General features: G+C 66.8%; 25 protein-coding genes. 11 read left to right on the forward strand and 14 right to left on the reverse strand.

The window, feature by feature from the left end; translation table 11 throughout:
- Positions 1–8: 8 nt before the first annotated feature.
- The 5 genes from mdcE to mdcA are packed head-to-tail and all read right to left on the reverse strand — an operon-like array spanning position 9 to position 4,597.
- Positions 9–827: a biotin-independent malonate decarboxylase subunit gamma gene (gene mdcE, locus BLR29_RS29100; RefSeq protein ID WP_092142681.1), complete on the reverse strand. Its 819-nt coding sequence runs from the start codon at positions 825–827 to the stop codon at positions 9–11.
- Positions 824–1,684 (reverse strand): biotin-independent malonate decarboxylase subunit beta, encoded by an 861-nt coding sequence (locus BLR29_RS29105; protein ID WP_092142684.1) that lies wholly within the window; start codon positions 1,682–1,684, stop codon positions 824–826. Before BLR29_RS29105 ends, mdcE begins: the two co-directional genes overlap by 4 nt.
- On the reverse strand, positions 1,681–2,004 hold the full coding sequence (locus BLR29_RS29110) for a malonate decarboxylase subunit delta (RefSeq protein WP_092142687.1): 324 nt from the start codon (positions 2,002–2,004) through the stop codon (positions 1,681–1,683). The genes BLR29_RS29105 and BLR29_RS29110 overlap by 4 nt, the downstream gene beginning before the upstream one ends.
- The gene (locus BLR29_RS29115) at positions 2,004–2,945 is read right to left on the reverse strand and encodes a triphosphoribosyl-dephospho-CoA synthase (RefSeq protein ID WP_176861091.1); all 942 of its coding nucleotides are present in this window, start codon (positions 2,943–2,945) and stop codon (positions 2,004–2,006) included. The genes BLR29_RS29110 and BLR29_RS29115 overlap by 1 nt, the downstream gene beginning before the upstream one ends.
- Positions 2,945–4,597: a malonate decarboxylase subunit alpha gene (gene mdcA, locus BLR29_RS29120; RefSeq protein ID WP_092142693.1), complete on the reverse strand. Its 1,653-nt coding sequence runs from the start codon at positions 4,595–4,597 to the stop codon at positions 2,945–2,947. Before mdcA ends, BLR29_RS29115 begins: the two co-directional genes overlap by 1 nt.
- A 322-nt stretch (positions 4,598–4,919) precedes the next feature.
- Here mdcA and madL point away from each other — a divergent pair, with 322 nt between their 5' ends.
- Positions 4,920–5,354: a malonate transporter subunit MadL gene (gene madL / locus BLR29_RS29125; protein ID WP_092142696.1), complete on the forward strand. Its 435-nt coding sequence runs from the start codon at positions 4,920–4,922 to the stop codon at positions 5,352–5,354.
- Positions 5,355–5,368: 14 nt separating this feature from the next.
- A complete protein-coding gene (gene madM, locus BLR29_RS29130) occupies positions 5,369–6,148 on the forward strand; it encodes a malonate transporter subunit MadM (protein ID WP_369804734.1) in 780 nt (259 codons plus the stop codon).
- Here madM and BLR29_RS29135 read toward each other — a convergent pair.
- The 3 genes from BLR29_RS29135 to BLR29_RS29145 form a co-directional block, all read right to left on the reverse strand.
- Entirely contained in the window at positions 6,141–7,067 is a 927-nt protein-coding gene (locus tag BLR29_RS29135; protein ID WP_092142699.1) for a LysR family transcriptional regulator, read from the reverse strand. The genes madM and BLR29_RS29135 overlap by 8 nt on opposite strands.
- 100 nt (positions 7,068–7,167) lie before the next feature.
- Positions 7,168–7,647: a hypothetical protein gene (locus BLR29_RS29140; protein ID WP_092142702.1), complete on the reverse strand. Its 480-nt coding sequence runs from the start codon at positions 7,645–7,647 to the stop codon at positions 7,168–7,170.
- Between the two features lie 233 nt (positions 7,648–7,880).
- On the reverse strand, positions 7,881–8,543 hold the full coding sequence (locus BLR29_RS29145) for a carbonic anhydrase (protein WP_092142792.1): 663 nt from the start codon (positions 8,541–8,543) through the stop codon (positions 7,881–7,883).
- Between the two features lie 121 nt (positions 8,544–8,664).
- On the opposite strand from BLR29_RS29145, the gene cynR reads away from it, so the two are divergent.
- The gene (cynR, locus tag BLR29_RS29150) at positions 8,665–9,627 is read left to right on the forward strand and encodes a transcriptional regulator CynR (protein WP_092142705.1); all 963 of its coding nucleotides are present in this window, start codon (positions 8,665–8,667) and stop codon (positions 9,625–9,627) included.
- A gap of 69 nt (positions 9,628–9,696) precedes the next feature.
- Here the strand turns inward: cynR and BLR29_RS29155 are convergent, their stop codons facing one another.
- A complete protein-coding gene (locus BLR29_RS29155; protein WP_092142708.1) occupies positions 9,697–11,016 on the reverse strand; it encodes an MFS transporter in 1,320 nt (439 codons plus the stop codon).
- Between the two features lie 148 nt (positions 11,017–11,164).
- Between BLR29_RS29155 and cyoA the strand changes: the two genes are divergently transcribed.
- The 4 genes from cyoA to cyoD all read left to right on the forward strand — a co-directional run bounded on the left by cyoA (position 11,165) and on the right by cyoD (position 15,364).
- Positions 11,165–12,214, forward strand: a complete 1,050-nt coding sequence (cyoA, locus tag BLR29_RS29160; protein WP_092142712.1) for a ubiquinol oxidase subunit II — start codon at positions 11,165–11,167, stop codon at positions 12,212–12,214.
- 69 nt (positions 12,215–12,283) lie between these two features.
- Positions 12,284–14,287, forward strand: coding sequence for a cytochrome o ubiquinol oxidase subunit I (gene cyoB, locus BLR29_RS29165; protein ID WP_092142715.1), 2,004 nt, complete (start codon positions 12,284–12,286; stop codon positions 14,285–14,287).
- Complete coding sequence (gene cyoC, locus BLR29_RS29170; RefSeq protein ID WP_092142719.1) at positions 14,280–14,936, forward strand: cytochrome o ubiquinol oxidase subunit III; 657 nt, start codon at positions 14,280–14,282, stop codon at positions 14,934–14,936. Before cyoB ends, cyoC begins: the two co-directional genes overlap by 8 nt.
- Complete coding sequence (cyoD, locus tag BLR29_RS29175) at positions 14,933–15,364, forward strand: cytochrome o ubiquinol oxidase subunit IV (protein WP_092142722.1); 432 nt, start codon at positions 14,933–14,935, stop codon at positions 15,362–15,364. Before cyoC ends, cyoD begins: the two co-directional genes overlap by 4 nt.
- Before the next feature lie 30 nt (positions 15,365–15,394).
- On the opposite strand, the gene BLR29_RS29180 is transcribed toward cyoD, so the two are convergent.
- The 4 genes from BLR29_RS29180 to BLR29_RS29195 form a co-directional block, all read right to left on the reverse strand.
- Positions 15,395–16,936 carry a methyl-accepting chemotaxis protein gene (locus tag BLR29_RS29180; RefSeq protein WP_092142725.1) on the reverse strand — a complete coding sequence of 514 codons (1,542 nt, stop codon included), beginning with the start codon at positions 16,934–16,936 and terminating at the stop codon, positions 15,395–15,397.
- A 300-nt stretch (positions 16,937–17,236) separates the two neighbouring features.
- The gene (locus BLR29_RS29185) at positions 17,237–18,463 is read right to left on the reverse strand and encodes an MFS transporter (protein WP_092142795.1); all 1,227 of its coding nucleotides are present in this window, start codon (positions 18,461–18,463) and stop codon (positions 17,237–17,239) included.
- A 230-nt stretch (positions 18,464–18,693) separates the two neighbouring features.
- Positions 18,694–19,410, reverse strand: a complete 717-nt coding sequence (locus BLR29_RS29190; RefSeq protein WP_092142729.1) for a hypothetical protein — start codon at positions 19,408–19,410, stop codon at positions 18,694–18,696.
- 2 nt (positions 19,411–19,412) lie between these two features.
- Positions 19,413–20,462, reverse strand: coding sequence for a S1 family peptidase (locus tag BLR29_RS29195; RefSeq protein ID WP_176861092.1), 1,050 nt, complete (start codon positions 20,460–20,462; stop codon positions 19,413–19,415).
- 412 nt (positions 20,463–20,874) lie between these two features.
- Between BLR29_RS29195 and BLR29_RS29200 the strand changes: the two genes are divergently transcribed.
- From BLR29_RS29200 to BLR29_RS29215, 4 genes are all read left to right on the forward strand, one after another.
- The gene (locus BLR29_RS29200; protein WP_092142736.1) at positions 20,875–21,561 is read left to right on the forward strand and encodes a hydrolase; all 687 of its coding nucleotides are present in this window, start codon (positions 20,875–20,877) and stop codon (positions 21,559–21,561) included.
- 151 nt (positions 21,562–21,712) lie between these two features.
- A complete protein-coding gene (locus BLR29_RS29205) occupies positions 21,713–23,656 on the forward strand; it encodes an amidohydrolase (RefSeq protein WP_092142739.1) in 1,944 nt (647 codons plus the stop codon).
- A 49-nt stretch (positions 23,657–23,705) separates the two neighbouring features.
- Positions 23,706–24,155, forward strand: a complete 450-nt coding sequence (locus tag BLR29_RS29210) for a DoxX family protein (protein WP_092142742.1) — start codon at positions 23,706–23,708, stop codon at positions 24,153–24,155.
- 5 nt (positions 24,156–24,160) lie between these two features.
- Complete coding sequence (locus BLR29_RS29215) at positions 24,161–25,783, forward strand: MFS transporter (protein WP_092142745.1); 1,623 nt, start codon at positions 24,161–24,163, stop codon at positions 25,781–25,783.
- 12 nt (positions 25,784–25,795) lie between these two features.
- Here the strand turns inward: BLR29_RS29215 and BLR29_RS29220 are convergent, their stop codons facing one another.
- A complete protein-coding gene (locus BLR29_RS29220; protein WP_255371498.1) occupies positions 25,796–26,146 on the reverse strand; it encodes a tripartite tricarboxylate transporter substrate-binding protein in 351 nt (116 codons plus the stop codon).
- Positions 26,147–26,256: the final 110 nt, after the last annotated feature.

Here is a 26,256-nt window from a genome sequence, read left to right on the forward strand (position 1 = left end):
CTCCGGCTTCACTCCCGCCACTGCCGGGCCAGCAATTCCCGCGTATGCGCCGATGCCTGGCGGTTCTCGCCACCCAGCCGGCCGCGCAGGTCGCGATGCGGATCGGCGTCGATATCGGCGAGCGCGGCCTGCAAGGCATCGCGCACGGCAACCACGTCCTCGCCACGCGGCGCTGCCGCGTCGGCCACCTTCACACGCTGCCACAGCAAACCCAGCGTCGCGTAGTTGTCGATGTCATAGGCCATCGGCGGCACGGTCGCGGCAAACGCTTCCAGATCGTCAACGCTGCGCATGGTGATGCGCGCGGCCGCCTCCTTGCCCATCGCGTGGACCTGCACGCCCGGATCGGCCAGCGCCAGGATCCGGTTGGCCTGATAGCCGTGCGCGAGAAACGCGCCGGACATCGCCTTGCCCACCAGCAGCGCAATCACCGGATGGCCCTGCAACCGCGCCGTCGCGTAGGCATCCGCCGCGCTGGCCAGCGACTGATGGATGCCGAACGCCTCCTCGCGGCGGCCATAGGCCTGGCTGGGTGTGTCGACGATCGCGATGATGGCGCGCTTGACCGGCGCGTCGCGGTCCGCCGCCACCACCTCATGCACGGCACGGGCCAGCGACCAGCCTTCAAGCAGGCCCACTTCGCCCTGGCGCGCACGCGGATAGGGACTGTCCGCATCGGGCACGACGGCGATCAGCCGCGCCATTCGGCCAGCGATTTCGGCGTCCGCCACCTGGATCGACGGCGGATAGCCGGGCAGGCGCGATGCGTTGCCACTCAGCGCGGCGAGCCACGCCTCGCCCCGGGACGTCTTGATATCGGTGCTCATTGCGAATCTCCGGCAACCAGGGGCGCATAAAGCGTACGGACCGTCTCCGGCGTGGCCTGCACCGCAGGGTTGTACCCCGCCAGACGTGCCAGATAAGCGTCCTGCCGCGCGCTGCGCGGCATGGACGGCGCCGGCGATGACACCAGCTCCGCCACCACTTGCCGGATGGCCGCGCTGTCATCGTCGACATAGCGATCCGCCAGACTCGTGGCAATGCGTTGTTCGCCGCCCGTGAAGCTCCAGATAAACGGTCGGTCGCGCGAATCGTATTCGGCGATGCCCGCTTCCTGCTCGATCACCGCCGGGCCGTTCAGGCCCAGCCGGGCTTCACGCGTCACCACCAGCGCGCTGCACAGCCCCGCTGCAATCGACATGCCGCCAAAACACCCCACCTGGCCGGCGATAACGCCGATCACGGGCTGGTAGCGCCGCAGGTCGACAATGCCGGCATGGATCTCGGCAATGGCGGCCAGGCCCAGGTTGGCTTCCTGCAACCGCACGCCACCGGTCTCGAACAGGATCACGGCGCGCATGGGGATGCCCCGCCGGTTATCCTCGGCCGCCAGCTCCAGCGCGCCGGCGATCTTGGCGCCGCCGACTTCGCCAAGGCTGCCGCCCTGGAAGGCGCCTTCGATGGCCAGCACGACGGCCGGGTGCCCGTCGATCGTGCCCTTGGCAACGATGACGCCATCGTCGCCCTGCGGCACCACGCCCTGGCGCTCCAGCCACGGCGACCTCAGGCCATCGAACGGACCGGCCAGTTCACGGAACGATCCGGCATCCAGCAAGGCGCGCGCCCGCGCACGCGCACCGAGTTCGACAAAACTCTCGCGGGCCAGCAATGCGTCGCGGTTCATGCGTCCCCCTTGCCGGCATTGCCAGACGAGTCGAGCGCTTCGAAGGCTTCGGCCAGCCGCATGCCGACCACACCCGGCGTGGCCCCGAAATCATGGATGCGGATGCGCATGGCCGCACGCGGCTCCGCGCTGAATACGCGCGTGAGCTGCGCATCCCACACGCGCGCATAGCCGTCGACCGAGGTCGTCACGTGGATCGATGTCTTGCCGGCATCGCCGGGTTCGATCATCACTTCGAGGTCGCCGGAGCCCACCACCCCTACCAGCACGCGCTGACGGGCCGGTGCGCCGGCGGGATATTCGAACTGGAGCTGTTCCATCATTGGTCTCCGCGTTGGTTGCCGCGTTGGTTGCCGCGTTCGTTGCCGCGTGCGTTGCCACATTGGCTGGCGAATTGAGCGGCCTGCAGCCGGTCGAGGAAGAGTGTGGCGGCGAGCAAGTCCGCCGCGCCGCCAGGCGATGCGTTGCGGGCCAGCATGCCCGCTTCCAGCGCGCGCAGGCCACGGCGCCCGGCCAGCGTGCCGATGCCGCCCGCATCGAGGATGGCGGCGGCGCCCGCCTGCATATGCGCCAGCCCTTCGCGCCCGGCGCGCGCCAGCACGCAGGTATCGTCCAGCGACGCCATGATCGCCAGCAGCGCGTTGACGCGCGCGCTGGGCTCCGCGTCGCCGCGTGCGCGGCTGGCGTGCAGCGTCGGCAGGCCGTGGCGCAGGACCTGCGGGAATCCCGCCTCGGCCTGCGCCCGCGCGCCGCCCACGTTGTACGCGCTGCACGCGAGCTCGCCCTTGTTACCGGTGTGCGACGGGCGATGCCGATCGGTCAGCCGCGCGATGGCGCCCGCCGTGTCGGCGATCGCATGGACGCCGGCGCCAGCACGCAGCCAGCCCGCGGCGCCAGCCAGCAGCCCCAGGCACCAGATCGCGCCGCGATGCGTGTTGACGCCACCGGTTGCGGCCAGCATGGTCGCCTCCGCCTCGCGGCCCAGCGCGCCGAGCCGCTCGCGCAGTCCGCCATCGAGACCGATGGCATGCCGCCCCGCTTCGGCCATCGCCACGAACGCCTCGCGCAGACTGTGCGCGGAGGTGATCATCAGCGAGAGCGTGAGATCGCGGTGTGCGCCGCTGCCGCGTGCATCGACGAGCCCCGGCTTCGGCGTCAGCGTGGCCTCGTCGACCAGCACGCCAACCGCCAGATCGCCGATGGCCTCCGCCGCCGGATCGGCCGCGATCTTCGCCAGCCGTTGCAACCCTTGCCGTGCCATCACCAGCTCCTGAAGCGTGCCGGCGGCGCGTACAGGCCGCCGGACCATTCGACGAGGTCGGCCATGCTCTTGGCCGCCAGCAGAGACCGCGTGGCATCCGCGCGATGCACGCCCAGGTCCTCCGGCAGCGCGATCAGGCCATCGCTGCGCATCTTGCGCGTGGTGGCCGGGTCATGACGCATGCCGATCGGCGTCACGCCAGCCACGGCGGCGATCATCGCGCGACGCTCTTCCAGCGAGCGCGCCTTGTAGAGATAGGCGATGCCTTCCTCGGTCAGCACGTGCGTCACGTCGTCGCCATAGATCATCACGGGGGCGAGCGGCATGCCGCTATCCTTGGCCACCTGCACCGCATCCATCGATTCGACGAACGTCGGCTTGCCGCCGGCCTGGAACGTCTCCACCATCTGCACCACCAGCTTGCGGCCGCGCGCGAGCGGGTCGTCGGTTTCGATCAGGTCCAGCCATGCCGGCGTGGCATGGCGCCGCCCGCCGGGGTTGTGGCCCATGTTCGGCGCACCGCCAAAGCCGGATAGCCGGCCGCGCGTGACGGTGGACGAATGCCCGTCGCCATCGATCTGCAACGTGGAGCCGATAAACAGGTCCACCGCGTACTGACCCGCCAGCTGGCAGAACGCGCGATTGGAGCGCATCGCGCCATCCGCGCCGGTGAAGAAGACGTCGGGCCGCGCGGCCACGTAGTCTTCCATGCCCAGTTCGCTGCCGAAGCTGTGCACGCTTTCCACCCAGCCCGATTCGATGGCCGGAATCAGCGTCGGGTGCGGGTTCAGCGTCCAGTGCTTGCAGATCTTGCCCTTGAGCCCGAGCGATTCGCCGTAGGTCGGCAGGATCAGCTCGATGGCCGCGGTGTTGAAGCCGATGCCGTGGTTGAGCGATTGCACCTGATGGCGCTCGTAGATGCCACGGATGGCCATCATCGCCATCAGCACGTGCACCGGCTTGATCAGGCGCGGGTCGCGCGTGAACAGCGGCTCGCAGAAGAACGGCTTGTCCGCCTGCACCACGTAGTCGATCCAGGAGCCGGGAATATCGACGCGCGGCAGGTCGGCCGGATCGTCGACGATCTCGTTGACCTGCGCGATCACGATGCCGTCGCGGAACGCGGCGGCTTCCACGAGCGCGGGCGTGTCCTCCGTGCTGGCGCCGGTATAGAGGTTGCCGTCACGGTCGGCCTTGTAGCCGGCGATCAGCACGATCTGTGGCGTCAGGTCGACATAGAGCCGCGCATACAGCTCGATATAGGTGTGGATGGCACCGACCTCGAGCTGCCCGTCCTCCAGGAACTGGGAGATCCGCACGCTCTGCGTGCCGGCAAAGGCGAAGTCCAGCTTGCGGGCGATGCCGCGCTCGAACAGGTCCAGGTGTTCCACGCGGCTCACGCTGGGAATGATCATGTGCAGGTCGTGCACCTTCGCGGCGTCGACCTCGGCCAGCGAGCGGGAGAGGAAGTCGGCCTGTTTCTGGTTGTTGCCCTCCAGGACCACGCGGTCGCCGGGCATCGTGATCGCTTCGAGGAACGGGACCATGTCCTCGGTGGGCACCACCTTGCCGCTGGCCAGGCGTGCGCCCAGGCCCTGGCGGCGACGTTTCTCCGCGCGGCGGGTGTCCCATTGTCGGGTTGGATCTGGCATCGCGTCGTCTCCGTGGCTTCGCCGTGTGTCTGTCGATGCTGGACACGATACGTCCGGTCCGCAAGGCAAACAATCACGCCCGGCGACGGATCGTTACGCTGGGTGTAATGGCGCGCACCCGCGGGATTAACCAGAGCGTAACGATCCACGCGCCGGGTTGATTGATGCGACCGGGCCGGCTCCCTAGCATCCAGCCGTGCCCCCTGCGCCCTTCCCCCGCGCTTCCCCTCCCCTCGCTGGCGGGCACGACCGAAAACATCAGGCTGCGAGCCCCGGCCCCCTCACACCACGCCGATGCCGACAGCCACACAGGAGACACAACATGATCATCTATGGGACTGCGCTGCTGGCGCTCTGCCACCTCGCCGGCCTGTTCCTGGGCGACCTGCTTGGCATTGCCATCGGCGTCAAGGCCAATGTGGGCGGCGTGGGCATCGCCATGCTGCTGCTGATTACCATCCGCCTCTACCTGCACAACCGCGGGCTGCTGCCGAAGGAGACCGAGGCCGGCGTCGGCTTCTGGGGCGCGATGTATATCCCGGTGGTGGTGGCCATGGCGGCGCAGCAAAACGTGGTGGCCGCGCTGCGCGGCGGGCCCGTCGCACTGCTGGCCGCCGTGCTGGCCGTGCTGGCCGCCGCATGCTGCATCGCGGTACTGAGCCGCACCGGCGACCACGAGCCGCTGCCGCCCCTGCCGGACGATGGGGCCACGCCCCCGCCCGCGCCGGTATCGACGCAAATGGCAGCCCATCGCTGATCCGGGAGACGAACATGGCCTCGATTTCGCTGATTCACATGCTTCAGGATGTATTGCTGCACAACGGGCTGGTGACCGCCTTCGCCACGGTGGGCATCGTGATGTGGGTGTCGTCGCAGGTGTCGCGACGCCTCACCGCCGGCCGCATCCATGCGTCCGCCATCGCCATCCTGATCGGGCTCGGCCTCGCGTACTACGGCGGGCTGATGACGGGCAAGGAAAAGGGCCTTGCCGACTTCACGCTGTTCTCCGGCATCGGCCTGATGGGCGGCGCGATGTTGCGGGACTTCGCCATCGTCGCGACGGCGTTCGAAGTGCAGGTCACGGAGGCGCGCAAGGCGGGCCTGGTGGGCGCGGTATCGCTGCTGCTGGGCACCGTGATCCCGTTCGCGGTCGGGGCGACGGTCGCGCACGCGTTCGGCTACAGCGATGCGGTGAGCATGACCACGATCGGCGCGGGCGCGGTGACCTACATCGTGGGTCCGGTGACCGGTGCCGCGCTGGGCGCCAGCTCGGACGTCATCGCACTGTCCATCGCCACCGGCCTGGTCAAGGCGATCATCGTGATGGTGGGCACGCCGTTCGCGGCGGGCTTCCTGGGCCTGAACAATCCGCGTGCGGCGATGGTATTCGGCGGTCTGGCCGGCACGGTCAGCGGCGTCTCCGCAGGCCTGGCCGCGACCGATCGCCGGCTGGTGCCCTACGGCGCGCTGGTGGCCACGTTCCACACCGGGCTCGGCTGCCTGATGGGGCCCTCGGTGCTGTTCCTGGCGACGAAGGCGCTGGTCAACTGATGCGCGCGGCGTCCGATTGAGTCAGCATGCGGCAGACGGCGGCGAGCGCGAGCAGGTTTGGATCGCGCTCGCGCCGTCGCAGGAAGCTCAGCCCGATCGTCTGCTTCAGGCCGTACTCCGGCGTCAGCGGCACAAAGGCGACGTTCTTCGCAAACACGTCGCGCACGCGGCCCGGCAACAGCGTGTAGCCGATGCCGCCGCCCACGAGGTTCATCAGCGAGAAGATATCGCCGACCTTCATCACCACGTTGGGCATGAAGTCGGCGATGCGGAACGCTTCGGCAAATCCGCTCGACGTCACGAAGCCCTCGCCCAGCGAGACGAACGGCTCGTCGCGGCAGGCGCGCAGGTCGATGGCGGCAAGCTGCGCGTAGTGGGAATCCGCGGGCGTGGCAAAGAAGATATCGTCCTCGAACATCGGGATCGACTCGATCTCCGCGTCCGGCTCCGGCAGTGCCATCAGCGTGGCGTCGATGGTGCCCTGCCTGAGCTTGTACAGCAGGTCCGCGTTGGAGCCGAGCACCAGTTCCGTCTGCAGCGCCGAGCGGCGCATCTTGATGCCGATCACCACCTGCGGCACCGTCCTGATGGTCAGCGAATAGAGCGAGCCGATCTTGAGCTGATCGGCCGAATAGCCCGCCGCCTCGCGCGTGATGCGGATGCCGTCCGACATCGTCTTCAGCACGTCGCGCGCCACATCGGCCAGCACGTGCGCGGCTTCGGTCGGCAACAGGTTGCGCCCCTCGTGGCGGAACAGCGCGCAGCGCATGCCTTCCTCGAGCGAATGCAGGGCACGATGCACGCTGACCGCGCTGACGTCCAGCGCTTCGGCGGCCTTGGCCAGGTTGCCGGTCTCCATGAAGGCCAGCAGGGCCTCAAGCTTGCGGAAGGTGATTTCTTCGCTGATGCGCGGGGGCATGGGGGGCGATGGCGGCGAGGTAAAGACACCGCCATGATACGCCCGCCCGGCAGCGTCTTAGCCGGGCGCTGCCAGCAAATTCACGGCATCGCTTGGGCGGCTACTTGATGAAGAAGATCGTCTCCACCGCATCGTCGTCCGACATCACGATGTTGGTCGTCGTCTCATCGTCAAAGTAATACGTGTAGCGGGTGCGCCCGGCAAAGTTGTTGACCTTGACGGGCTCGCCCAGCAGCTTCCTGAGCTTGCTGATGTCGTCGCCGATTTTCACGCCGCCCACGGTGCCACGGAACGGTGCGTCGATGCGATACGTCACCACGCGGTCTTTCTCGAAGAAGACCCAGATGCCCCGGGTCTTCAGGCGGAGCTGGAACTTCTTCGGCCGGCCCGGCATATTTGGCACCGCACTCTCCATCGGCTCCGGTTCCAACGTCGTGCCTAGTGCGCGCTTGACGTCTTCCACCGAGTCGCCAAGCTTGACCGGCAGGTCCGTGATCGTCGGCGCGGCCGCCAGGGCGCCATGAGAGACACTGCACGCAACGGCTACGGCAACGGCTGCAACAAGACCCCTGAATCGCATGTACGCCTCCGACTATGTTGTGGGATGAGGACTGCACCCGGCAGCGTATCAGGCGCACGCTGCCGCGCAATTTGGATTGAAGGGGGGTATGTTGGCTGCCTGCAACGCGGCTGGATGTCTTCCATTCAGGACATCCAGCCATGCCGCACCGCAAGATCGCGGGGGGCGTTGACTCGCGTTTTCGTGGGATTGGCGCGAGGTCAGGCGGTGATCATGCCGCAATCAGGCCGTGATCAGGCCGTCCTGGCTTGCGCGCTCGCGGGCGTCGCGCAGACCTCCGGATGGTCCGCCAGCGGCACGAACCTGCCGGTCCTGGCGTCGAGAGCGAGGATGCCGCCGGTCTCGATGTCGTAGATCCATCCGTGCAGGTCCACGCGGCCCTCGGCCAGCGCCTGCGCCACGGAAGGATGGGTCTGGATATGGGCGAGCTGCTCGATCACGTTCTCGCGCACCATGTCATCCACACGATCGCGGTCCGAGGCGTGCGGCCGGGCCAGGCTGATGCGCCTGGCGCCATCGGCGTGGCGCAGCCACTGGGCCACCGCAGGCATATGGTCGAGACACTGGCACGTGGCCACCGCCGTCATCGCGCCGCAGTCGGAATGGCCACAGATCACGATATCGCGAACCTTCAGCCCCGCCACGGCGTACTCCACGCTGGCCGACACGCCACCGGGCTGCAGCCCATGCGCCGGCACGATATTGCCCGCATTGCGGATCACGAACAGCTCGCCGGGCTCGGATTGCGTCAGCAGCTCGGGCACCACGCGGCTGTCCGAGCAGGCGATGAACAGCACGCCGGGATGTTGCTGCGTCGCCAGCTGCCTGAACAGCTGCGAGCGCTTGGGATATTCCTCGCGCTGGAACTTCAGGATTCCTTCGATCAGGTCTTTCACCGGATGCTCCCTCTGGCTGATTCGGCTGGGATCACGTCGGATGCAAGCATGGCGGCAATCGGCCATTGGGTCAAAGACCGGTTTATTATCCTCGCCATTGGCAATACCAATACCTCTACCCATGCTGCTACGTCACGTTCGCTACTTCCTGGCCGTTGCCGAGGCCGGCAACTTCACACGTGCGGCGGAGGCGTTGCACGTCTCGCAGCCCACGCTGTCGCAGCAGATTCGCCAGCTGGAGGAAACGCTTGGCGCGCCGCTGTTCGACCGCTCCGGCCGCACGGTACGGCTGACCGATGCCGGCGAGGCCTACCTTGTCCATGCGCGCCGCGCGCTGCAGGACCTGGAAGCCGGACGGCGGGCCATTCACGATGTGGGCGAGCTGACGCGCGGGAACCTGCGGCTGGCGATGACGCCCACGTTCACGCCTTACCTCGTCGCGCCACTGATCGTCGCCTTCAACGCGAAATATCCGAACATCACGCTGAGCGTGCGGGAAATGCCGCAGGAACGCGTGGAGCCGTTGCTCGCCGACGACCAGATCGACATCGGCATCGCCTTCGACGATATCCATCTGCCCGATCTGGAAGCCACGCCGCTGATGGAAGAAGCGCTGGCCTATATCGTCGGCGCCACGCACGCGCTGGCGCGGCGCCGCACGCCGCTGGACGCGACGGCGCTGGCGGACGAATCGATGGCGATGCTGACGCGGGAGTTTGCGACGCGCGGCTATATCGCCCGCTACTTTGGCTCACTGGGGATCACGCCGCGCATCACCATCGAGGCCAACTCGGTGAGCGCGGTGCTTGACGCCGTGCGCAGCGGGCGCCATGCCACGGTGCTGCCCGCCGCCATCGCGACGGATCATGCCGACCTGCGGATACTGCCGCTCCACACGCCGCTGCCGCCGCGACGCGCGGCGCTGCTCCAGCGAAAGGGGGCCTACCGGACCGCCGCGGCGCGAGCCTTCGTCGATTTCGCGCTGAACAGCGACCTCGCGCCGAAGCCACGCAAGGCCGCCCGGACCGGGGCGGCGAAGGTGGCGATGCAGCCGACAGGCTTGGGAAAGAAACCGGGCCGATGAAGGCGGAGATGAAGAGGGATGAGAAGGGACCGATGATCGTATCGACAACCGCGTCGACCATCCGCCCCGTCATTCCTCCGGTGTGCCCAGCACGCGGTTGATGCGCAGTGCCACCAGGGTGCCGACGACGCCGGACAGCAAATACACGCTGACCGCGCCGAGCCCGAACTGGGAAGACAGGCCGAGGGCCACCAGCGGCGCAAAGGCGGCGCCGAACAGCCAGCCGAAGTCCGTCGTCAACGCGGCCCCCGTGTAACGGTAGCGCCGTTCGAAGTTGGATGTGACCACCCCTGCCGACTGGCCGTACGACAAGCCAAGCAAGGCGAAGCCGACCAGGATGAACAGGTCCTGTCCCGCCGCGCCGCCATCGAGCAGCCACGGCGCGAACAGGCTGAAGATGCCGATCAGCACCGCCATCACCGCCAGCGTGGTATGCCGGCCGATGCGGTCCGCGATCCAGCCCGAGATCAGGGTGCCGATGAACGCAATCCCCGCGCCGACGATCTGGACGGCCAGCACATCGCTGATGTCCTGCGTCCGATGCAGGCTGACCCACGACAGCGGAAACACGGTCACGAGGTGAAACAGCGCATAGCTCGCCAGTGCGGCAAACGCGCCCAGGAAGATGTTGAAGCCCTGGGCATTCACCATCTGCAGCGTGCTGATCGGCTCCAGTTCGCCTTCATCCAGCAGTTGCGTGTATTCGTGCGTCACCACCAGCCGCAGCCGCGCGAACAGCGCCACCACGTTGATCGCGAATGCCACGAAGAATGGATAGCGCCAGCCCCACTCGATGAATTCCTTCGGGTCCAGGCTGGCGTGGAGAAACAGGAACAGCGATCCCGCCACGATGAAGCCCGTGGGCGCGCCGAGCTGGCCCACCATCGCGTACCAGCCCCGCTTGTGCGCCGGCGCATTGAGCGCCAGCAGCGACGGCAAGCCATCCCACGATCCGCCGAACGCGATGCCCTGCAGGAAGCGGAACAACGCCAGCAGATAGATCGATGCGCTGCCCAGCGACGCGTACGAGGGCAGGAAGGCGATGCCCACCGTGGCCGTGCCCAGCAGGAACAGCGATGCCGTCAGCTTGATGCCGCGCCCCCACCGGCGCTGGATCCGCATGAACAGGCCCGTGCCGAACGGCCGGCCGATGAAGGCGAAGGAAAAGATCGTGAAGCTGTAGAGCAGCCCGGCCAGTTCTCCCGCAAACGGAAAGTAGACCGAAGGAAACACCAGCACCGAGGCAATGCCGTAGACGAAGAAGTCGAAGTATTCGGACGCGCGGCCGATGACAACCCCGGTGGCAATTTCGGCGGGCGCCACCTGATGATGGCCAGGCGCCGGAGGTGCAGTCGGCGATGCGCGATGCTGGTGAGTCACGCTGGGCATCGTGGGGTCTCCTTTGGCACGCGAGAGGGATTTCGTACTGCACTCAAAGTCCGTCACTGACAAGAATAGCGCCTAAACTGCCATAGGAAATCGAAAGATAGTTGCGTCGAGCGGCGCTCGACGTTCCTCAAACGCCACTTCCGCGACCATGCGACGCTTCGATTCTGCGGCACAACCGCAACGTGCGACGGGAAGACTGCTTTTGCGATGTGCTGCGCTCGGCCTGACCGCGGGGCTCGCCGGCTGCAATGCAGTGCTGCTTTCGCCATCCGGCGACATGGCCGTGCGCCAGCGCGACCTCATCCTCATCGCCACCTGCCTGATGCTGCTGATCATCGTTCCGGTGATCGTGCTGACGTTGCTGTTTGCGTGGCGCTATCGGGAAAATGCCAGGAACGCCCCATACAGCCCCGAGTGGGACCACTCCACCGTGCTGGAACTGGCGATCTGGGCCGCGCCGCTGCTCATCATCATCGCGCTTGGCGCCGTGACCTGGGTGAGCACCCACCAGCTCGATCCGTATCGCCCGCTGAAGCACCTCGACGCAAATCGTACGGTTCCCCCGGACACCAGGCCGCTCACCGTCGAGGTGGTGGCGATGGACTGGAAGTGGCTGTTCCTGTATCCCGAACAAGGCATCGCCACCGTGAACGAACTGGCCGCGCCGGTGGATCGCCCGATCGCATTCCGGATCACGGCCACGTCGGTGATGAATGCCTTCTTCGTGCCCGCGATGGCCGGCATGGTCTACGCGATGCCCGGCATGGAAACCAAGTTGCACGCCGTCATCAACAAACCCGGCGTCTATGACGGACTCTCGGCCAACTACAGCGGTGCGGGCTTCTCGCACATGCGCTTCAAGTTCCACGGCCTGTCCAATGAAGAATTCGACCGGTGGATCCAGCAGGTCAAGGCCGCCGGCACGCCGCTGTCGAAAGAGACCTACCTCAAGCTGGCCGAGCCCAGCGAGAGCGTGCCCGTGCAGCGCTTTGCGAGCGTGGCGCCGGATCTCTACAACACGATCCTGAATCGCTGCGTGGACGGCGGCTCATGCCGCTCGGACACGATGGCGCTGGACACCAGTCGCGGCAAGTTCGATCCCTCGGCATACATCTGCACGGCCAGCAACACGGCCATCGATGCGCCGGATTTCGCGGCCGGCCCCGTGTCGAACGACGGCAAGCGGCTGCTGCGATAGCCGCCACCGGCGTCCACGACCCGAAACGCTTTCGCCAATTTTCATCGGCCACCGGCCCAGGTAACGACCATGCCCGAGCGCTCCGATCTCGCCACGACGATGTTTGGCCGCCTCTCCTGGGAGGCCATCCCGCTGCATGAACCCATCCTGCTAGCCACCTTCGCCGCCGTGGTGCTCGGCGGGCTGGCGCTGGTGGGGGCGCTGACCTACTTCCGCGCCTGGGGCTACCTGTGGCGCGAGTGGTTCACCAGCATCGACCACAAGAAGATCGGCGTGATGTACATCGTGCTGGGGGTGGTGATGCTGCTGCGCGGCTTTGCCGACGCGGTCATGATGCGGCTGCAGCAGGCCGTGGCGTTCGGCGACAACCTCGGCTACCTGCCACCGCACCACTACGACCAGATCTTCACCGCGCACGGCGTGATCATGATCTTCTTCGTGGCCATGCCGCTGGTGACGGGGCTGATGAACTTTGTGGTGCCGCTGCAGATCGGCGCGCGCGACGTGGCATTTCCCTTCCTCAACAACTTCAGCTTCTGGATGACCACGGGTGGCGCCATCCTGGTGATGATGTCGCTGTTCATCGGCGAGTTCGCGCGCACCGGGTGGCTGGCCTATCCGCCACTGTCCGGCATCCTCCACAGTCCGGACGTCGGCGTCGATTACTACATATGGTCCTTGCAGGTGGCGGGGATCGGCACATTGTTATCGGGGATCAACCTGCTGGTGACCATCGTCAAGATGCGCGCGCCGGGCATGACGCTGATGCGCATGCCGATCTTCACGTGGACGTCGCTGTGCACCAATGTGCTGATCATCGCCGCCTTTCCGGTGCTCACCGCCGCGCTGGCGCTGCTGGCGCTGGACCGCTACGCCGGCACCAACTTCTTCACGGCGGACCAGGGCGGCAGCGCCATGATGTATGTGAACCTGATCTGGATCTGGGGCCACCCCGAGGTCTACATCCTGGTGCTGCCGGTGTTCGGCGTGTTCTCCGAGGTGGTGGCCACGTTCTGCCGCAAGCGCCTGTTCGGCTACGCGTCGATGGTGTACGCCACCGTGGTGATCACCGTGCTGTCGTACCTGGTGTGGCTGCACCACTTCTTCACGATGGGGTCCGGCGCCAGCGTCAACTCGTTCTTCGGCATCACGACGATGATCATCTCGATCCCGACCGGGGCCAAGATCTTCAACTGGCTGTTCACGATGTACCACGGCCGCATCCGCTTCGAGGTGCCGATGCTGTGGACCGTCGGCTTCATGATCACGTTCGTGATCGGCGGCATGACAGGCGTGCTGCTGGCGGTGCCGCCCGCGGACTTCTCGCTGCACAACAGCCTGTTCCTGATTGCCCACTTCCATAACGTGATCATCGGTGGCGTGCTGTTCGGCCTGATGGCCGGCATCACCTACTGGTTTCCCAAGGCCTTCGGCTTCCGGCTGGTGTCGTTCTGGGGCAAGTGCTCGTTCTGGTTCTGGTTTGTCGGCTTCTACTTCGCGTTCATGCCGCTGTACTGGCTGGGCCTGCTGGGCGTGACGCGCCGCATGAACCATTTCGAGGACACCTCGCTGCAGATCTGGTTCCAGCTGGCCGCGTTCGGGGCGTTCCTGATCGCGCTGGGCATCGGGTGCTTCCTGATCCAGCTCTTCGTCAGCTTCCGCCGCCGCGACGCCTTGCGCGACACCACCGGCGATCCATGGGATGGCCGCACGCTGGAATGGTCCACCTCTTCGCCGCCGCCGCAGTACAACTTCGCGTTCACGCCGCTGGTCCACGATGCCGACGCCTGGTGGCAGATGAAGCAGTACGGCTACCGGCGGCCAGAGCAAGGGTTCATCCCCATCCACATGCCGAAGAACACCGCCGCCGGCATCATCCTGGCGGGCCTCAGCACCCTCTGCGGCTTTGCGCTGATCTGGCATATCTGGTGGCTGGTGGTGGGGTCCTTCGCGGCCACGCTGATCGCGGCCATCATCCATACCTTCAACTACAAGCGCGACTACTACATTCCGGCCGAGGACGTGGTCCGGACGGAAGCCTCGCGCACCACCCTGATGGCCGGCCATGGTTGACACGACCCTCCCCCTCTCCACGGGCGGCGCCGGGGCGCCCGGCAGCGCACAGCCCGCCGAATACCAGTTCTACCTGACGGAGGAACATCATCCGCAGAACGGCACGCTGCTCGGGTTCTGGCTGTACCTGATGAGCGATTGCCTGGTCTTTGCCTGCCTGTTTGCCGCCTACGGCGTGCTGGGGCGCGAATACGCCGGCGGGCCCAGCGGGGCCGAGCTGTTCGATCTGCCACTGGTGGCGCTGAACACCACGTTCCTGCTGCTGTCGTCGATCACGTATGGCTTTGCGATGCTGCAGATGCAGCAGAACCGGGTGGCCCCGACGCAGATCTGGCTGGTCATTACCGGCGTACTGGGCGCGGCGTTCCTGTTCGTGGAGCTGTACGAATTCGCGCACCTGATCCACGAAGGCGCCGGGCCGCAGCGCAGCGCGTTCCTGACGTCGTTCTTCGCGCTGGTCAGCACGCACGGGCTGCACGTGACGTTCGGGATCGTGTGGCTGATCACGCTGATGATCCAGGTCGGCAAGCATGGCCTGATCGCGGCCAACAAGCGTCGGCTGATGTGCCTGTCGATGTTCTGGCACTTCCTGGACGTCGTGTGGATCGGCGTCTTTACCTTCGTCTACCTGATGGGATCGCTGCCATGAGCGCGCATGAGGACACGCTGGGGGGCCACGCCGGCGGGCACGGCCACGACCATCATGAAGAGATCGGGCCGCACGCCACGCTGGGCGGCTACCTGACGGGATTCGTGCTGTCGGTGTTCCTGACGGCGATCCCGTTCTGGCTGGTGATGGCCAAGGTGTTCGACAAGACGTCGACCACGGCCATCGTCATCCTGCTGCTGGGCGCGGTGCAGATCGTGGTGCACATGATCTATTTCCTGCACATGAATGCGCACTCGGAAGGCGGCTGGAACATGCTGTCGCTGATGTTCACGCTGGTGCTGGTGGTCATCACGCTGACGGGATCGCTGTGGGTGATGTTCCACCTGAACAGCAACATGATGCCGTCCATGCAGCATGCGGACCAGCTACCGGCCCGGGGCGCCATGGTCCCGCCAAAGGCCCCGTAGCCGGCAACGACCGCGACGTGGCGGCAGCGGTCAGGCCGCCAGCCGGAACGTCGACACCGCTTCCTTCAGACGCTGGGCCTGCTCTTCGAGCGAGCCCGCCGCCGCAGCGGCCTGCTCCACCAGCGCCGCGTTCTGCTGCGTCACCGTATCCATCTGCGTGACGGCCAGGTTGACCTGCTCGATGCCGGCGCTCTGCTCGGCGGATGCCGCGCTGATCTCGCCCATGATGTCGGTCACGCGCTTCACGGCGCTGACGATCTGCTCCATGGTCAGGCCAGCCTGCGACACCAGCTGGGACCCCTTCTCCACGCGCTCGGCCGAATCCCCGATCAGCGACTTGATCTCCTTGGCGGCCGTGGCGCTGCGCTGCGCCAGGCTGCGCACTTCGCCGGCCACCACCGCGAAGCCGCGGCCCTGCTCGCCGGCACGCGCCGCTTCCACGGCGGCATTCAGTGCCAGGATGTTGGTCTGGAAGGCGATGCCTTCGATCACGGCGATGATGTCCACCACCTTGCGCGACGACACATTGATCTCTTCCATCGTGTGGACCACCTGGCCCACCACCTCGCCGCCCTGCGTTGCCACTTCGGACGCATTCACGGCCAGCGAGCTGGCCTGCCTGGCGCTGTCCGCATTCTGGCGCACGATGCTGGTCAGCTCTTCCATGCTCGATGCGGTTTCCTGCAGCGACGATGCCTGTTCTTCCGTGCGCTGCGACAGGTCCGTATTGCCGGCGGCGATCTGGCTGGTGCCGGTGGCGATGGACTCGGTCCCGTTACGCACTTCGCGCACGATGCCCAGGATGTTGTCGTTCATCTCGCGCAGCGCGTCCAGCAGCTGGCCGGTCTCGTCCGTGCTGTCCGAATCGATGCGGCTGGTCAGGTCGCCGGCGGCCACGGTGCGGGCAAAGCCCACGGCGCGGTGCAGCGGGCGCGTGATGCCGATCGTCAGCCACCAGGCAAAGGCCACGCCGATCGCCAGCGCCACGATGCCCAGCGCGATCAGCCCGTTGCGGGCGGTCTGGTAGATGCGGTTGATCTCTTCGGCGGTGCTGTCGATCGACTCGCGCTGGATATCGAGCAGCTTCTGGATCTCGCCCAGGTAGGCGTCGCCGGCCGGCACGAACTCGGCCTCCAGGACCTTGTTGGCGTCGTCGGTCAGGCCATCCTGCTTGAGCTTGGTGATCTTGTCGCGCGAGTCGTTGTACGGGTTGCGCACGGTCAGGATCTTCTGGAATGCGGCCTTCTCCGCATCGGACGTCAGCATCGGCTGGATCTTGTCGCGCAGCGTCGCGATCGTATCGGCGGACGTCTTGGTTTCGGCGGCGAAGAACTTGCCGAGCGTGGGATCGCTGCTACGCGCCACGGCCGTGGTCCGGCGCACGCTGGCATACATCAGCCGATACCAGTCGCTGACCAGGCGCTCCTTCGCCAGCGGCTGCTGCATCATCTCGTGCGTACGTCCGGCCACTTCCTGCAGGCGCAGCACGCCCAGCACCGTCATGAGCGTGCACAACAGCAAGACCACGCCAAAGCCGATGCCAAGGCGTACACCAATACCGAGATTCTTCATGTCTTCTACCTGATTCACGGGTGAGTGGCATGCCGTGGCGCCAGAAGGCACCCGGCCGCTCCTTTGTCCGCACTGCGCCTGAATGTCAGCACATACGGACGTTGGATACCCTAACGGCAGCAGCAAGAAGAACTTAAGGGAAAACCCGAAGGGACTGGGAGACTAAGGAGGGAACCAAGTGGGCCGGGAGGCGCTATCAGAATGAAGCGATAGCGGTTCTGGCTAGGCGCGCGGCCGCAGACAGTACAAGTGGTACGGCAAGGCCGCGCAACGACGCCAGAATCATTCTGATAGTGCCTCTTATCGGTGCGCCTTTGGCGGCAATCCGGTGGGGCTAAAGATATAAGGCACCAGCGACAGCGCCACCAGCACCACGGCCGAGAGGAAGATCGCCGCATAGGTACCGGGCACCGTCCATCCGCCCAAATGCCCGGCGTTGGCGATCAGGCCGAAGCCCCAGGACGTCAGCGCCGAGCCCAGGAACACGAACGTGTTCAGCAGGCCCAGGCCGCGGCCCCGGAGCGGTGCGGGAATCAGCGCACGGCCCTGCGCCATCACCAGCGGATGCAGCATGCCGATGGTGGACAGCAGCGCCATCAGCGCGACGGCGGCGGCGACGCCGGTGTCCGGCCAGATCGCCAGCAGGATGCCACCCGACATCGCCAGGCAGGCCCAGCCGCCGATCGTCGCCTTGAGCGAGCTGCCGCGCACCAGCACCGGCAGGAGGAATGCGGTGGCAAAGCCGGCAAGGCTCAGCAACGTCAGCGCCACGCCGCGCGTGCCGGCATTCAGACCATAGACATTGGCGAGATACGGTCCGCTCCACGCATTGCGGAATGCCGTGCCGGCGGCCATCGCCACGCATAGCGGAATCAACGTCCACAACGGCCGCAGCGCCAGCAGCTTCGCGCTCCCGGCCAGCATCGCGCCCATCGGCACGTGACGTGCCTCGGCATGGCCCTCGTCGCGGACAAAGCGCCACACGCCATAGCAGGCCCCGACCATGCAGACGGCCGACAGCGCCATCGCGGGGCGCCATCCCATCCATTGCGAGGCCCAGCCCAGCGGCGCCGTGGCGCACAGCGCGCCAATCATGCCCATCGCATTGGATCGGCTGACCACCCGCATGTATTGCTTTTCGGAGAGCTGCTCCGACGCATAGTGCAGCAGCCCCATGAACACCGGCGCACAGGCCAGGCCGAGCCCCATCTGCGCGAGCATGGCCACGGTGCCGCTGGGCGCGAGCACAAACCCGATGGCCGATGCCGCACCCACGCCCAGCAGCAGCGCCGTGGGACGGCCCACGCCGAAGCGGTCGAAGGCGATGCCGACGGGAATCTGCGCCACCGCGAAGGCCAGGAAGAAACAGGAGGACAGTGCGCCGAAACCGGCCGGGGACAGCCCGAAGTCGTGCTGCAGTTCGGGGGCCATCACCGCCAGGCAGCTGCGGTAGAACTGGCTCAGGATGAAGGCGAAAGTCAGGAGGGCGATGCCGCGTCGGGCGACGACATCGGAACTGGCGGACACGGCATCCTGCGCAAGATTCGAAGGATGGGGGCGATCGCGCCGGTCGCTGGCCGGGGTGTTCAACTCGGAGGCTCGTCAGGATGGGGGACATGCTGCGCCCGGCGCGCACGGACCGCGGTCGGTCCGACGGTCCGACGGTCCGAGTCCGACGATGGCGGGGGGCGCGAACGCCATCGTCCTGAAGGTGCAGGCCACTATTCTACGCGGCCTGCATGCGCGACAAGCACCCGTTATTCGCGCGCCGGCAACAAATCCTGCAAATCGCGTAGCGTCGTTCCGCCTGGCGAAACCGGCGTGCCGGGAGGGAGGTTGGCCGCGCGCGTGGTGCCGGCCGGACTGGCTGCCGCAGCAGCCGGCGCGCGCTGGACGCTGGCGATGGTCGGATCGATCCGGCCATCCCTGCCAACCGACACCATGCTGCAGCCGGCAAGGATGCCGTCTTTCTTCAGGCTGTTGCTGACGTCCGCGGCAAACACCATGCCGCGTTCCGCCAGGGACACGTCGGGATGGCCGCGCTCGAACGTGAAGCTGCCCCGCCACGCATTGCGTGACGAGCGCACGTCGTCCAGCGTGGCGCCGAACACCACGCGGCTCTGCGTGGCACTGCCGGCGGCCCCGGTGATGCGCAACACCGCGTTGGCCCGGTTCGCACTGGCCCGGGCAAGCTGACCGGCCTGATCCAGCGCCGGGTCCGCCGGACTCTCGAACTGCGCCTCCACGCCGCATTGGGACGCCAGCTCCTGGAACTTGGCGCGGAACGCCGTCGCAAACGGCCGGCCATATCCCATCTGCGCCCCGGTCACAACGTAGATGCGCGACGGGCGTTGCTCATACTCGGGCGCGCGGCTGGAATTGACGCGGGTCCGCATCGAACAGGCGCCCAGCGTCAGCGCCGCCAGCAACAGCGCGCACACGGGCGCGCTACGGGAAAATCGAAATCGCACCATGTTCAGAGATCCCCGCGCGCGTAGGTGAAGTGATAGGGGCTCGCAACAGACTGCATGCGGAATGTCTCGCCGGTCTTCAACACTCGGTAGCAGGCATGCATGTCATCGAACTTCGGATTGCTGACCAGCAGGCAGACTTCGTTGGCATCCTGTGCCACCCGCACGCGCCCGCCCGAGTACTGGCGCGTCCGCGTGTTCTCCACCGAGAACCCGCCGTTGGCGGCAAAGTTCATGTTCAGTGCCGTACCGGACGGCGCGTAGACGGTGATGCGCCCGAGCTTGGCGACGTGCGCGCTCAGTTCGCTGCCGGTCAGGCGACGGCTGCTGCCTGATGGCGACGCGGGAGCGGGAGCGGCGGCGGCCGCAACGTTGGCCGCGCGAAACGCCGCCAGCGCGGCCACCGCGCGCGTGGGGGCTTCGGCAATCCACGCTGCCGGCACCGCGCCCGGCGGACGCTGCCCCTGGGCGTCGTCCAGATCGCGCACACCGACGAGGCGCCCCTCCATGTCGAAGACCCCGCCGCCGCCAGCGCGCTGCGCCAGCGCGGCAGTCAGTCCTATCCGCTTGATATTGCCGGCATCGTCGCGATCCAGCGTCGCCACCAGCCCGTCGCCGAGCGTCAGGTCCCTCCCCGATGCACCAATGGCGATCACACGCTGGCCCACTCTCAGCGAGCCAGCCGGCGCGATCTGCACGGCAGGCGCCGGCAGGCCCTTCGCCTCGATCAGGCAAACGTCGCGCTCCACATCGGCATGCACCAGCCGTGCGCCCAGCACGGTGCGCTCCCGGGAGACGCTGATGGACTTGCCGCGCGCCAGCGCGTCGCACGCCGTGACAAGCTGGTCTGGTCCGATGACGATGGCACTGTCATTGCGCAGGCTTTGCCCCTGCGCGTCCAGGACGTTGAGCGTCCACACACTTGCGGCGCGCTTCTCGAAGATGGCTGCCGGCTCCATGGCGACGGCATGACCGGTTGCCGCCATGCCCGCCAGTGCGGCGATGCCGAACCTCAGCCGGCGGCGCAACGCGCCGGATCTGGAGTCATGACCCATTTTGTGCTTGCTCCCATTCGCCTTGTTCATTGTTGTTCTGAACTCGCCGCGCGGATGGAGAGCGGGGCGAGTCGACCCTTCTACGGCTAAAGGCGGCGCCAATATAAATGAAAAGACAGCATTTACGCGTCGTTCCCCGCCGAAGGGGGGACATTGTGCCGACGTCAACACATGCAAAGGGTGGCTGAATGTCTCGCACGACATGGCCACCGCACCTTCCCGCGTCTGGTATCCGGGCAATCGCCACCGTCCATTGATCGAAAACTACAAACACTGTGCTTGGCGTTGGCTCCGTAGTCGAACCGGGAGGACTTACCTACTATTCACAGACGCCACGGCGACGCCGACGCGGAGACGCGACGACGGTGGTCACCAACCCTGACCGCAAATTTTCCCGACCCTGGAGCCCCAAATGTCCAACCCGAAACTCGAAGTCCTGACGCCCCAGAACAGCCAGCTGATCTTCATCGATCATCAGCCGCAAATGGCTTTCGGCGTGCAGTCGATCGACCGCCAGGTGCTCAAGAACAACACCGTGGGCCTGGCCAAGGCCGCAAAGATCTTCAATATCCCGACCACGATCACCACGGTGGAAACGGAGTCGTTCTCGGGATTCACCTACCCCGAGCTGCTGGACGTGTTCCCGAACCAGAAGCTGCTGGAGCGTACCTCGATGAATTCGTGGGACGACCAGAAGGTGCGCGACGCGCTCAAGGCCAACGGCCGCAAGAAGGTCGTCGTGTCCGGCCTGTGGACCGAGGTCTGCAACAACACCTTCGCGCTGTGCGCCATGGCCGAAGGCGACTACGAGATCTATATGGTGGCCGATGCCTCCGGCGGCACCAGCAAGGAAGCCCATGACTACGCCATGCAGCGCATGATCCAGGCCGGCGTGGTGCCGGTGACCTGGCAGCAGGTCCTGCTGGAGTGGCAACGCGACTGGGCGCACCGCGATACGTATGACGAAGTGATGAAGCTGGTCAAGGAGCACTCCGGCGCCTACGGCATGGGCGTGGACTACGCTTACACGATGGTGCACAAGGCCGCGCAACGCACCGCCACGCCACACGAGGCGATCGCGGCAGTGCCGGCGAAGTAAGCTACAAAGCCAGGTCACAAGACCAAATCACGAATCGGCCGCAAGTCGGCCTTGGGCCCAGGCGGTGTGCAGCATGCACGCCACCTGGGCTTTTCCCGCAACACATTCCTGCTGCCCGCGCACGGAGGCCCGGCGCGTGCCTCCAAGCCCCATGTCCGTTACCCGCCGCCAATTCATCGCCTCCGCCGCCGCGCTCGGCGCGGCAGCCTCCTCGGAGATCCTCGCCATGTCCCCCACCACGCCCGACCTCATCCTCGTCAACGGCAAGTTCGCCACGCTCGACAAAGCCAACCCGCAGGCGGACGCCGTCGCCATGCGCGATGGCCGCTTCGTCGGCGTCGGCACGCGACAGGACATCATGAAGCTGGCCGGGGCGCAGACGAAGGTCGTCGACCTGAACGGCCGGCGTGCCATCCCCGGGCTGATCGACAGCCACATGCACATCATCCGCGGCGGCCTGAACTACAACATGGAGCTCCGCTGGGATGGCGTGCGCTCGCTGGCGGATGCCATGCGCATGCTCAAGGACCAGGTTGCCCGCACGCCCGCGCCGCAATGGGTGCGCGTGGTGGGCGGCTTCACCGAGCACCAGTTTGCCGAAAAGCGCCTGCCGACCATCGAGGAACTGAACGCGGCAGCGCCCGACACGCCGGTGTTCATCCTGCACCTGTATGACCGCGCGATCCTCAACGGTGCGGCGCTGCGCGCGGTGGGCTACACCAAGGACACGCCGAACCCGCCGGGCGGCGAGATCGTGCACGACAAGGCTGGCAATCCCACCGGCCTGCTGCTGGCCAAGCCGAACGCGACGATTCTCTATGCGACGCTCGCCAAGGGGCCCAAGCTGCCGCCGGAGTACCAGAAGAACTCCACGCGCCACTTCATGCGCGAGGTGAACCGGCTGGGCGTGACCGGCGTGATCGATGCCGGCGGCGGATACCAGAACTACCCCGAGGACTACAACATCATCGAGGAACTGCACAAGGACGGGCAGCTCACGGTGCGGCTGGCGTACAACCTGTTCACGCAGAAGCCGAAGGAAGAACTCAGCGACTTCAAGACGTGGACGTCGACGGTGCAGCCGGGCCAGGGCGATGACCTCTATCGCCACAACGGCGCCGGCGAGATGCTGGTCTACACGGCGGCGGACTTCGAGGACTTCCGCGTCGAGCGCCCCGACATGCCGCCGTCGATGGAGGGCGACCTCGAGCCCGTGGTCCGCCTGCTGGCGGAAAAGCGCTGGCCGTGGCGCCTGCATGCCACCTACAACGAGACCATCACGCGTGCGCTGGACGTCTACGAGAAGGTCGCCAAGGACATCCCGTTCGACGGCCTGAACTGGTTCTTCGATCACGCCGAGACGATCACCGATCGCAACATCGACCGCATTGCCGCGCTGGGCGGCGGCATTGCCGTGCAGCACCGCATGGCGTACCAGGGCGAGTACTTCGTCGAGCGCTACGGCGCCCGCGCCGCCGAAGCCACGCCGCCGGTCAAGCGCATGCTGGAGCGCGGCGTGAAGGTGGGCGCCGGCACCGATGCCACGCGCGTGGCGTCCTACAACCCGTGGGTGTCGCTGTACTGGCTGACCACCGGCAAGACCGTCGGCGGCATGTCGATGTATCCGCAGGCCAACCTGCTGGACCGCGACACGGCGCTGCGGCTGTGGACCGAAGCCAACACGTGGTTCTCGTCGGAAGTGGGCAAGAAGGGTCAGATCAAGGTGGGCCAGCTGGCCGACCTGGCGGTGCTGTCGGCCGACTACTTCGCGGTGCCGGGCGACGAGATCCAGGACATCACCTCGGTGATGACGATCCTCGGCGGCAAGGTGGTGTATGGCGACAGCGAGTTCGGCAAGCTGTCTCCGGAGATTCCGCCGGCCATGCCGGACTGGTCGCCGGCCCGCCACGGCAGCCAGTACCAGCCGCGCCCGCAGACGAAGGCAAAGCAAATGGCGCTGAACACCACCTGCGGCTGCGCCAGTTCCTGCGGCGTGCACGGCCATGCGCACGCGAAGGCGTGGACCTCCAGCGTGCCGACCTCCGACGAAAGCAGCTTCTGGGGCGCGCTGGGTTGCTCGTGCTGGGCGTTCTGAGCGCTGTGTGGCGTTGTCATTGCATGACCTTGCGAGAACGGAGACGGCCATGAACCTTACGACCCCCACGAACTCTCCGCTGGCCACGTCCGGCGACGGCACCCACCGCCTGCCGCGCTGGCTGCGCTGGGTGGCGCTGCTGCTGCTGTGCGCGGCCTACCTGCAGGGCGGATTCGTCAAGCTGTTCGACTTCTCCGGCGCCATCGCCGAAATGCAGCACTTCGGCCTGTCGCCCGCGGCACCGATGGCGGCGGCGGTGATCGTGCTGGAGCTGGGCGCGTCGCTGATGATCCTGACGGGCTTCTACCGCTGGCTCGGCGCGCTGGCGCTGGGCGTCTTCACGCTGGCCGCGACATTCATGGCCAATCGCTTCTGGCAGGCGCCGCCCGAGGCGCAGTTCATGCTGGCCAATGCCTTCTTCGAGCATCTGGGTCTCGTCGGCGGCTTCCTGCTCGTCGCCTGGCACGACCTGCGCGTCCGATCCGGCTCCGGAGGCTGAGCCTCATGACCAGCCCCGCCGCCGACACCGCGAAAACCACGCCCACCGGGGGCGGCACCTTCGCGCCGCTGGCGCAGGGCACGTTCGCCGTCCTGTGGGTCGCGACGATCCTCGGCAACATTGGCAGCTTCATGCGCGACGTGGCCAGCGCGTGGCTCGCCACGGATCTCTCCACATCGCCCGCCGCCGTGGCCACCATCCAGGCGGCGGCCACGCTTCCCGTATTCCTGTTGGCGATTCCCGCCGGCGTGCTGTCGGACATCCTCGATCGCCGGCGCTTCCTGATCGCCATCCAGTTCGGCATGGCGATGGTCAGCGGCACGCTCATGATCCTGGCCTCGCGGCAGGCGCTGACCATCGAGATCCTGATCGGCATGGCGTTCCTCGGCGGGATTGGCGCGGCGATGATGGGGCCGACGTGGCAATCGATCGTGCCGGAACTGGTGCCGCAGAACACCCTGAAGCGCGCCGTGGCGCTCAACGCACTGGGCGTCAACATCGCCCGCGCCATCGGCCCCGCCGCCGGCGGCCTGCTGCTGGCGGCCTTCGGCGCGGCCACCACGTATGGCTTCGATCTGGTCAGCTATGTCTTCGTGGTCGGCGCGCTGCTCTGGTGGAAGCGTCCCGTGCGCGCCACCGATCCGCTGCGCGAACACTTCTTCGGCGCGTTCCGCGCCGGTCTGCGTTTCACGCGGGCGCACAGCAAGCTGCACGTGGTGCTGGCGCGGGCCGCCGTGCATTTCGCTTTCGGCAGCAGCGTCTGGGCGTTGCTGCCCCTCGTGGCCCGGCAGCTGCTGCACGGCGGCGCCAGCCTGTATGGCGTGCTGCTGGGAGCCGTCGGCATGGGAGCGATCCTCGGCGCGCTGATCATGCCGCGCCTGCAGCGGCGCCTCGATGCCGACGGACTGGTGCTGCTCTCGGCCATTGTCACGTCGCTGGTCATGGCAACCCTGTCCGCCGCGCCGCCGGTGTGGATCGCGCTGCCGCTGCTGTTACTGCTGGGCGCCGCGTGGATCATGGCGCTGACCACGCTGGGCGGCGCGGCGCAGGCGATCCTGCCCAACTGGGTGCGAGGCCGCGCACTGGCGGTCTACCAGATGGTCTTCAACGGCGCGATGGCGGCGGGCAGCCTGGTCTGGGGCTTTGTTGCGCAGGAGCTTGGCACGCCGCGCGGTCTGCTGATCGCCGCAGCCGGGCTGATGGTGGCGGCGCTGGTGCTCCACCGGATGCGGCTGCCGCGCGGCGAGGAGGACCTGGGCCCCGCGCGCCACTGGCCGGAGCCGGAGATGGCGGGAGAAATCGCGCACGACCGGGGGCCGGTGATGATCCTGATCGAATACTGCATCGCCGCGCAGGACCGTGATGCCTTCCTGCGTGCGGTGCACAAGCTGTCCGAAGAACGCCTGCGCGACGGCGCGTTCAACTGGGGCGTCATGGAAGACCCGGCCGATCCGGAACTGCTGACCGAGTGGTTCCTCGTGGAATCCTGGGCCGAGCACCTGCGCCAGCACCAGCGCGTGCCCAATGCCGACGCCGACCTGCAGCGCGACGTCACGCGCTACCACACCGGCGCCCAGCCACCGCGCGTGCGGCACCTGCTGGGCGTGGGGTTGCCTGCTGGCCGCTGAGTCGCCGGACTTCTACTGAAGTGGTATCGCGCGGCGGAGGACAACCTGCGCCCAGCGAGCCATGTCCATGCCGACCAGCGCATTCATCTGATCCGGACCGCCGGCCACAACCTCGAAGCCATCTTCCGCCAGCCGCTGCGACGTGTAGCCGTCGGCGGCACAGCGCGCGACGATGCCCGAGCCGATGGTCCCGCCCGCCCCGCCGTGGTTTTCGATCACCACGCTCCGGCCCAGCCGCTGGCTGACGCCGTCCTGGATTTGCCGCGCCGTCTTGTCGACCACCCCCCCGGGTGCGAACGGCACGATCACCGTGACCGGCCTGGCCGGATACCCCCGGGCATAGGCGGAAGATAATGGCGACAATAATACGCACGCCATTATTAAGATAATCAAACGATTCGCGCTCGCGCGCGATATCTCAGGCGACCGAGATAATACCGGCGCCATAATTAAATGGTTGATACAAAGGCAAC

It is taken from the genome of Cupriavidus sp. YR651 (assembly GCF_900101625.1).
Taxonomy (GTDB): domain Bacteria; phylum Pseudomonadota; class Gammaproteobacteria; order Burkholderiales; family Burkholderiaceae; genus Cupriavidus.

Excerpts from the sequence above, each read along its gene's own strand:
- mdcE (WP_092142681.1), bottom strand. The coding sequence starts at position 827 with ATGAGCACCGATATCAAGACGTCCCGGGGCGAGGCGTGGCTCGCCGCG.
- BLR29_RS29105 (WP_092142684.1), bottom strand. The coding sequence starts at position 1,684 with ATGAACCGCGACGCATTGCTGGCCCGCGAGAGTTTTGTCGAACTCGGT.
- BLR29_RS29110 (WP_092142687.1), bottom strand. The coding sequence starts at position 2,004 with ATGGAACAGCTCCAGTTCGAATATCCCGCCGGCGCACCGGCCCGTCAG.
- BLR29_RS29115 (WP_176861091.1), bottom strand. The coding sequence starts at position 2,945 with ATGGCACGGCAAGGGTTGCAACGGCTGGCGAAGATCGCGGCCGATCCG.
- mdcA (WP_092142693.1), bottom strand. The coding sequence starts at position 4,597 with ATGCCAGATCCAACCCGACAATGGGACACCCGCCGCGCGGAGAAACGT.
- madL (WP_092142696.1), top strand. The coding sequence starts at position 4,920 with ATGATCATCTATGGGACTGCGCTGCTGGCGCTCTGCCACCTCGCCGGC.
- madM (WP_369804734.1), top strand. The coding sequence starts at position 5,369 with ATGGCCTCGATTTCGCTGATTCACATGCTTCAGGATGTATTGCTGCAC.
- BLR29_RS29135 (WP_092142699.1), bottom strand. The coding sequence starts at position 7,067 with ATGCCCCCGCGCATCAGCGAAGAAATCACCTTCCGCAAGCTTGAGGCC.
- BLR29_RS29140 (WP_092142702.1), bottom strand. The coding sequence starts at position 7,647 with ATGCGATTCAGGGGTCTTGTTGCAGCCGTTGCCGTAGCCGTTGCGTGC.
- cynR (WP_092142705.1), top strand. The coding sequence starts at position 8,665 with ATGCTGCTACGTCACGTTCGCTACTTCCTGGCCGTTGCCGAGGCCGGC.
- BLR29_RS29155 (WP_092142708.1), bottom strand. The coding sequence starts at position 11,016 with ATGCCCAGCGTGACTCACCAGCATCGCGCATCGCCGACTGCACCTCCG.
- cyoA (WP_092142712.1), top strand. The coding sequence starts at position 11,165 with ATGCGACGCTTCGATTCTGCGGCACAACCGCAACGTGCGACGGGAAGA.
- cyoB (WP_092142715.1), top strand. The coding sequence starts at position 12,284 with ATGCCCGAGCGCTCCGATCTCGCCACGACGATGTTTGGCCGCCTCTCC.
- cyoC (WP_092142719.1), top strand. The coding sequence starts at position 14,280 with ATGGTTGACACGACCCTCCCCCTCTCCACGGGCGGCGCCGGGGCGCCC.
- cyoD (WP_092142722.1), top strand. The coding sequence starts at position 14,933 with ATGAGCGCGCATGAGGACACGCTGGGGGGCCACGCCGGCGGGCACGGC.
- BLR29_RS29180 (WP_092142725.1), bottom strand. The coding sequence starts at position 16,936 with ATGAAGAATCTCGGTATTGGTGTACGCCTTGGCATCGGCTTTGGCGTG.
- BLR29_RS29190 (WP_092142729.1), bottom strand. The coding sequence starts at position 19,410 with ATGGTGCGATTTCGATTTTCCCGTAGCGCGCCCGTGTGCGCGCTGTTG.
- BLR29_RS29195 (WP_176861092.1), bottom strand. The coding sequence starts at position 20,462 with ATGGGTCATGACTCCAGATCCGGCGCGTTGCGCCGCCGGCTGAGGTTC.
- BLR29_RS29200 (WP_092142736.1), top strand. The coding sequence starts at position 20,875 with ATGTCCAACCCGAAACTCGAAGTCCTGACGCCCCAGAACAGCCAGCTG.
- BLR29_RS29205 (WP_092142739.1), top strand. The coding sequence starts at position 21,713 with ATGTCCGTTACCCGCCGCCAATTCATCGCCTCCGCCGCCGCGCTCGGC.
- BLR29_RS29210 (WP_092142742.1), top strand. The coding sequence starts at position 23,706 with ATGAACCTTACGACCCCCACGAACTCTCCGCTGGCCACGTCCGGCGAC.
- BLR29_RS29215 (WP_092142745.1), top strand. The coding sequence starts at position 24,161 with ATGACCAGCCCCGCCGCCGACACCGCGAAAACCACGCCCACCGGGGGC.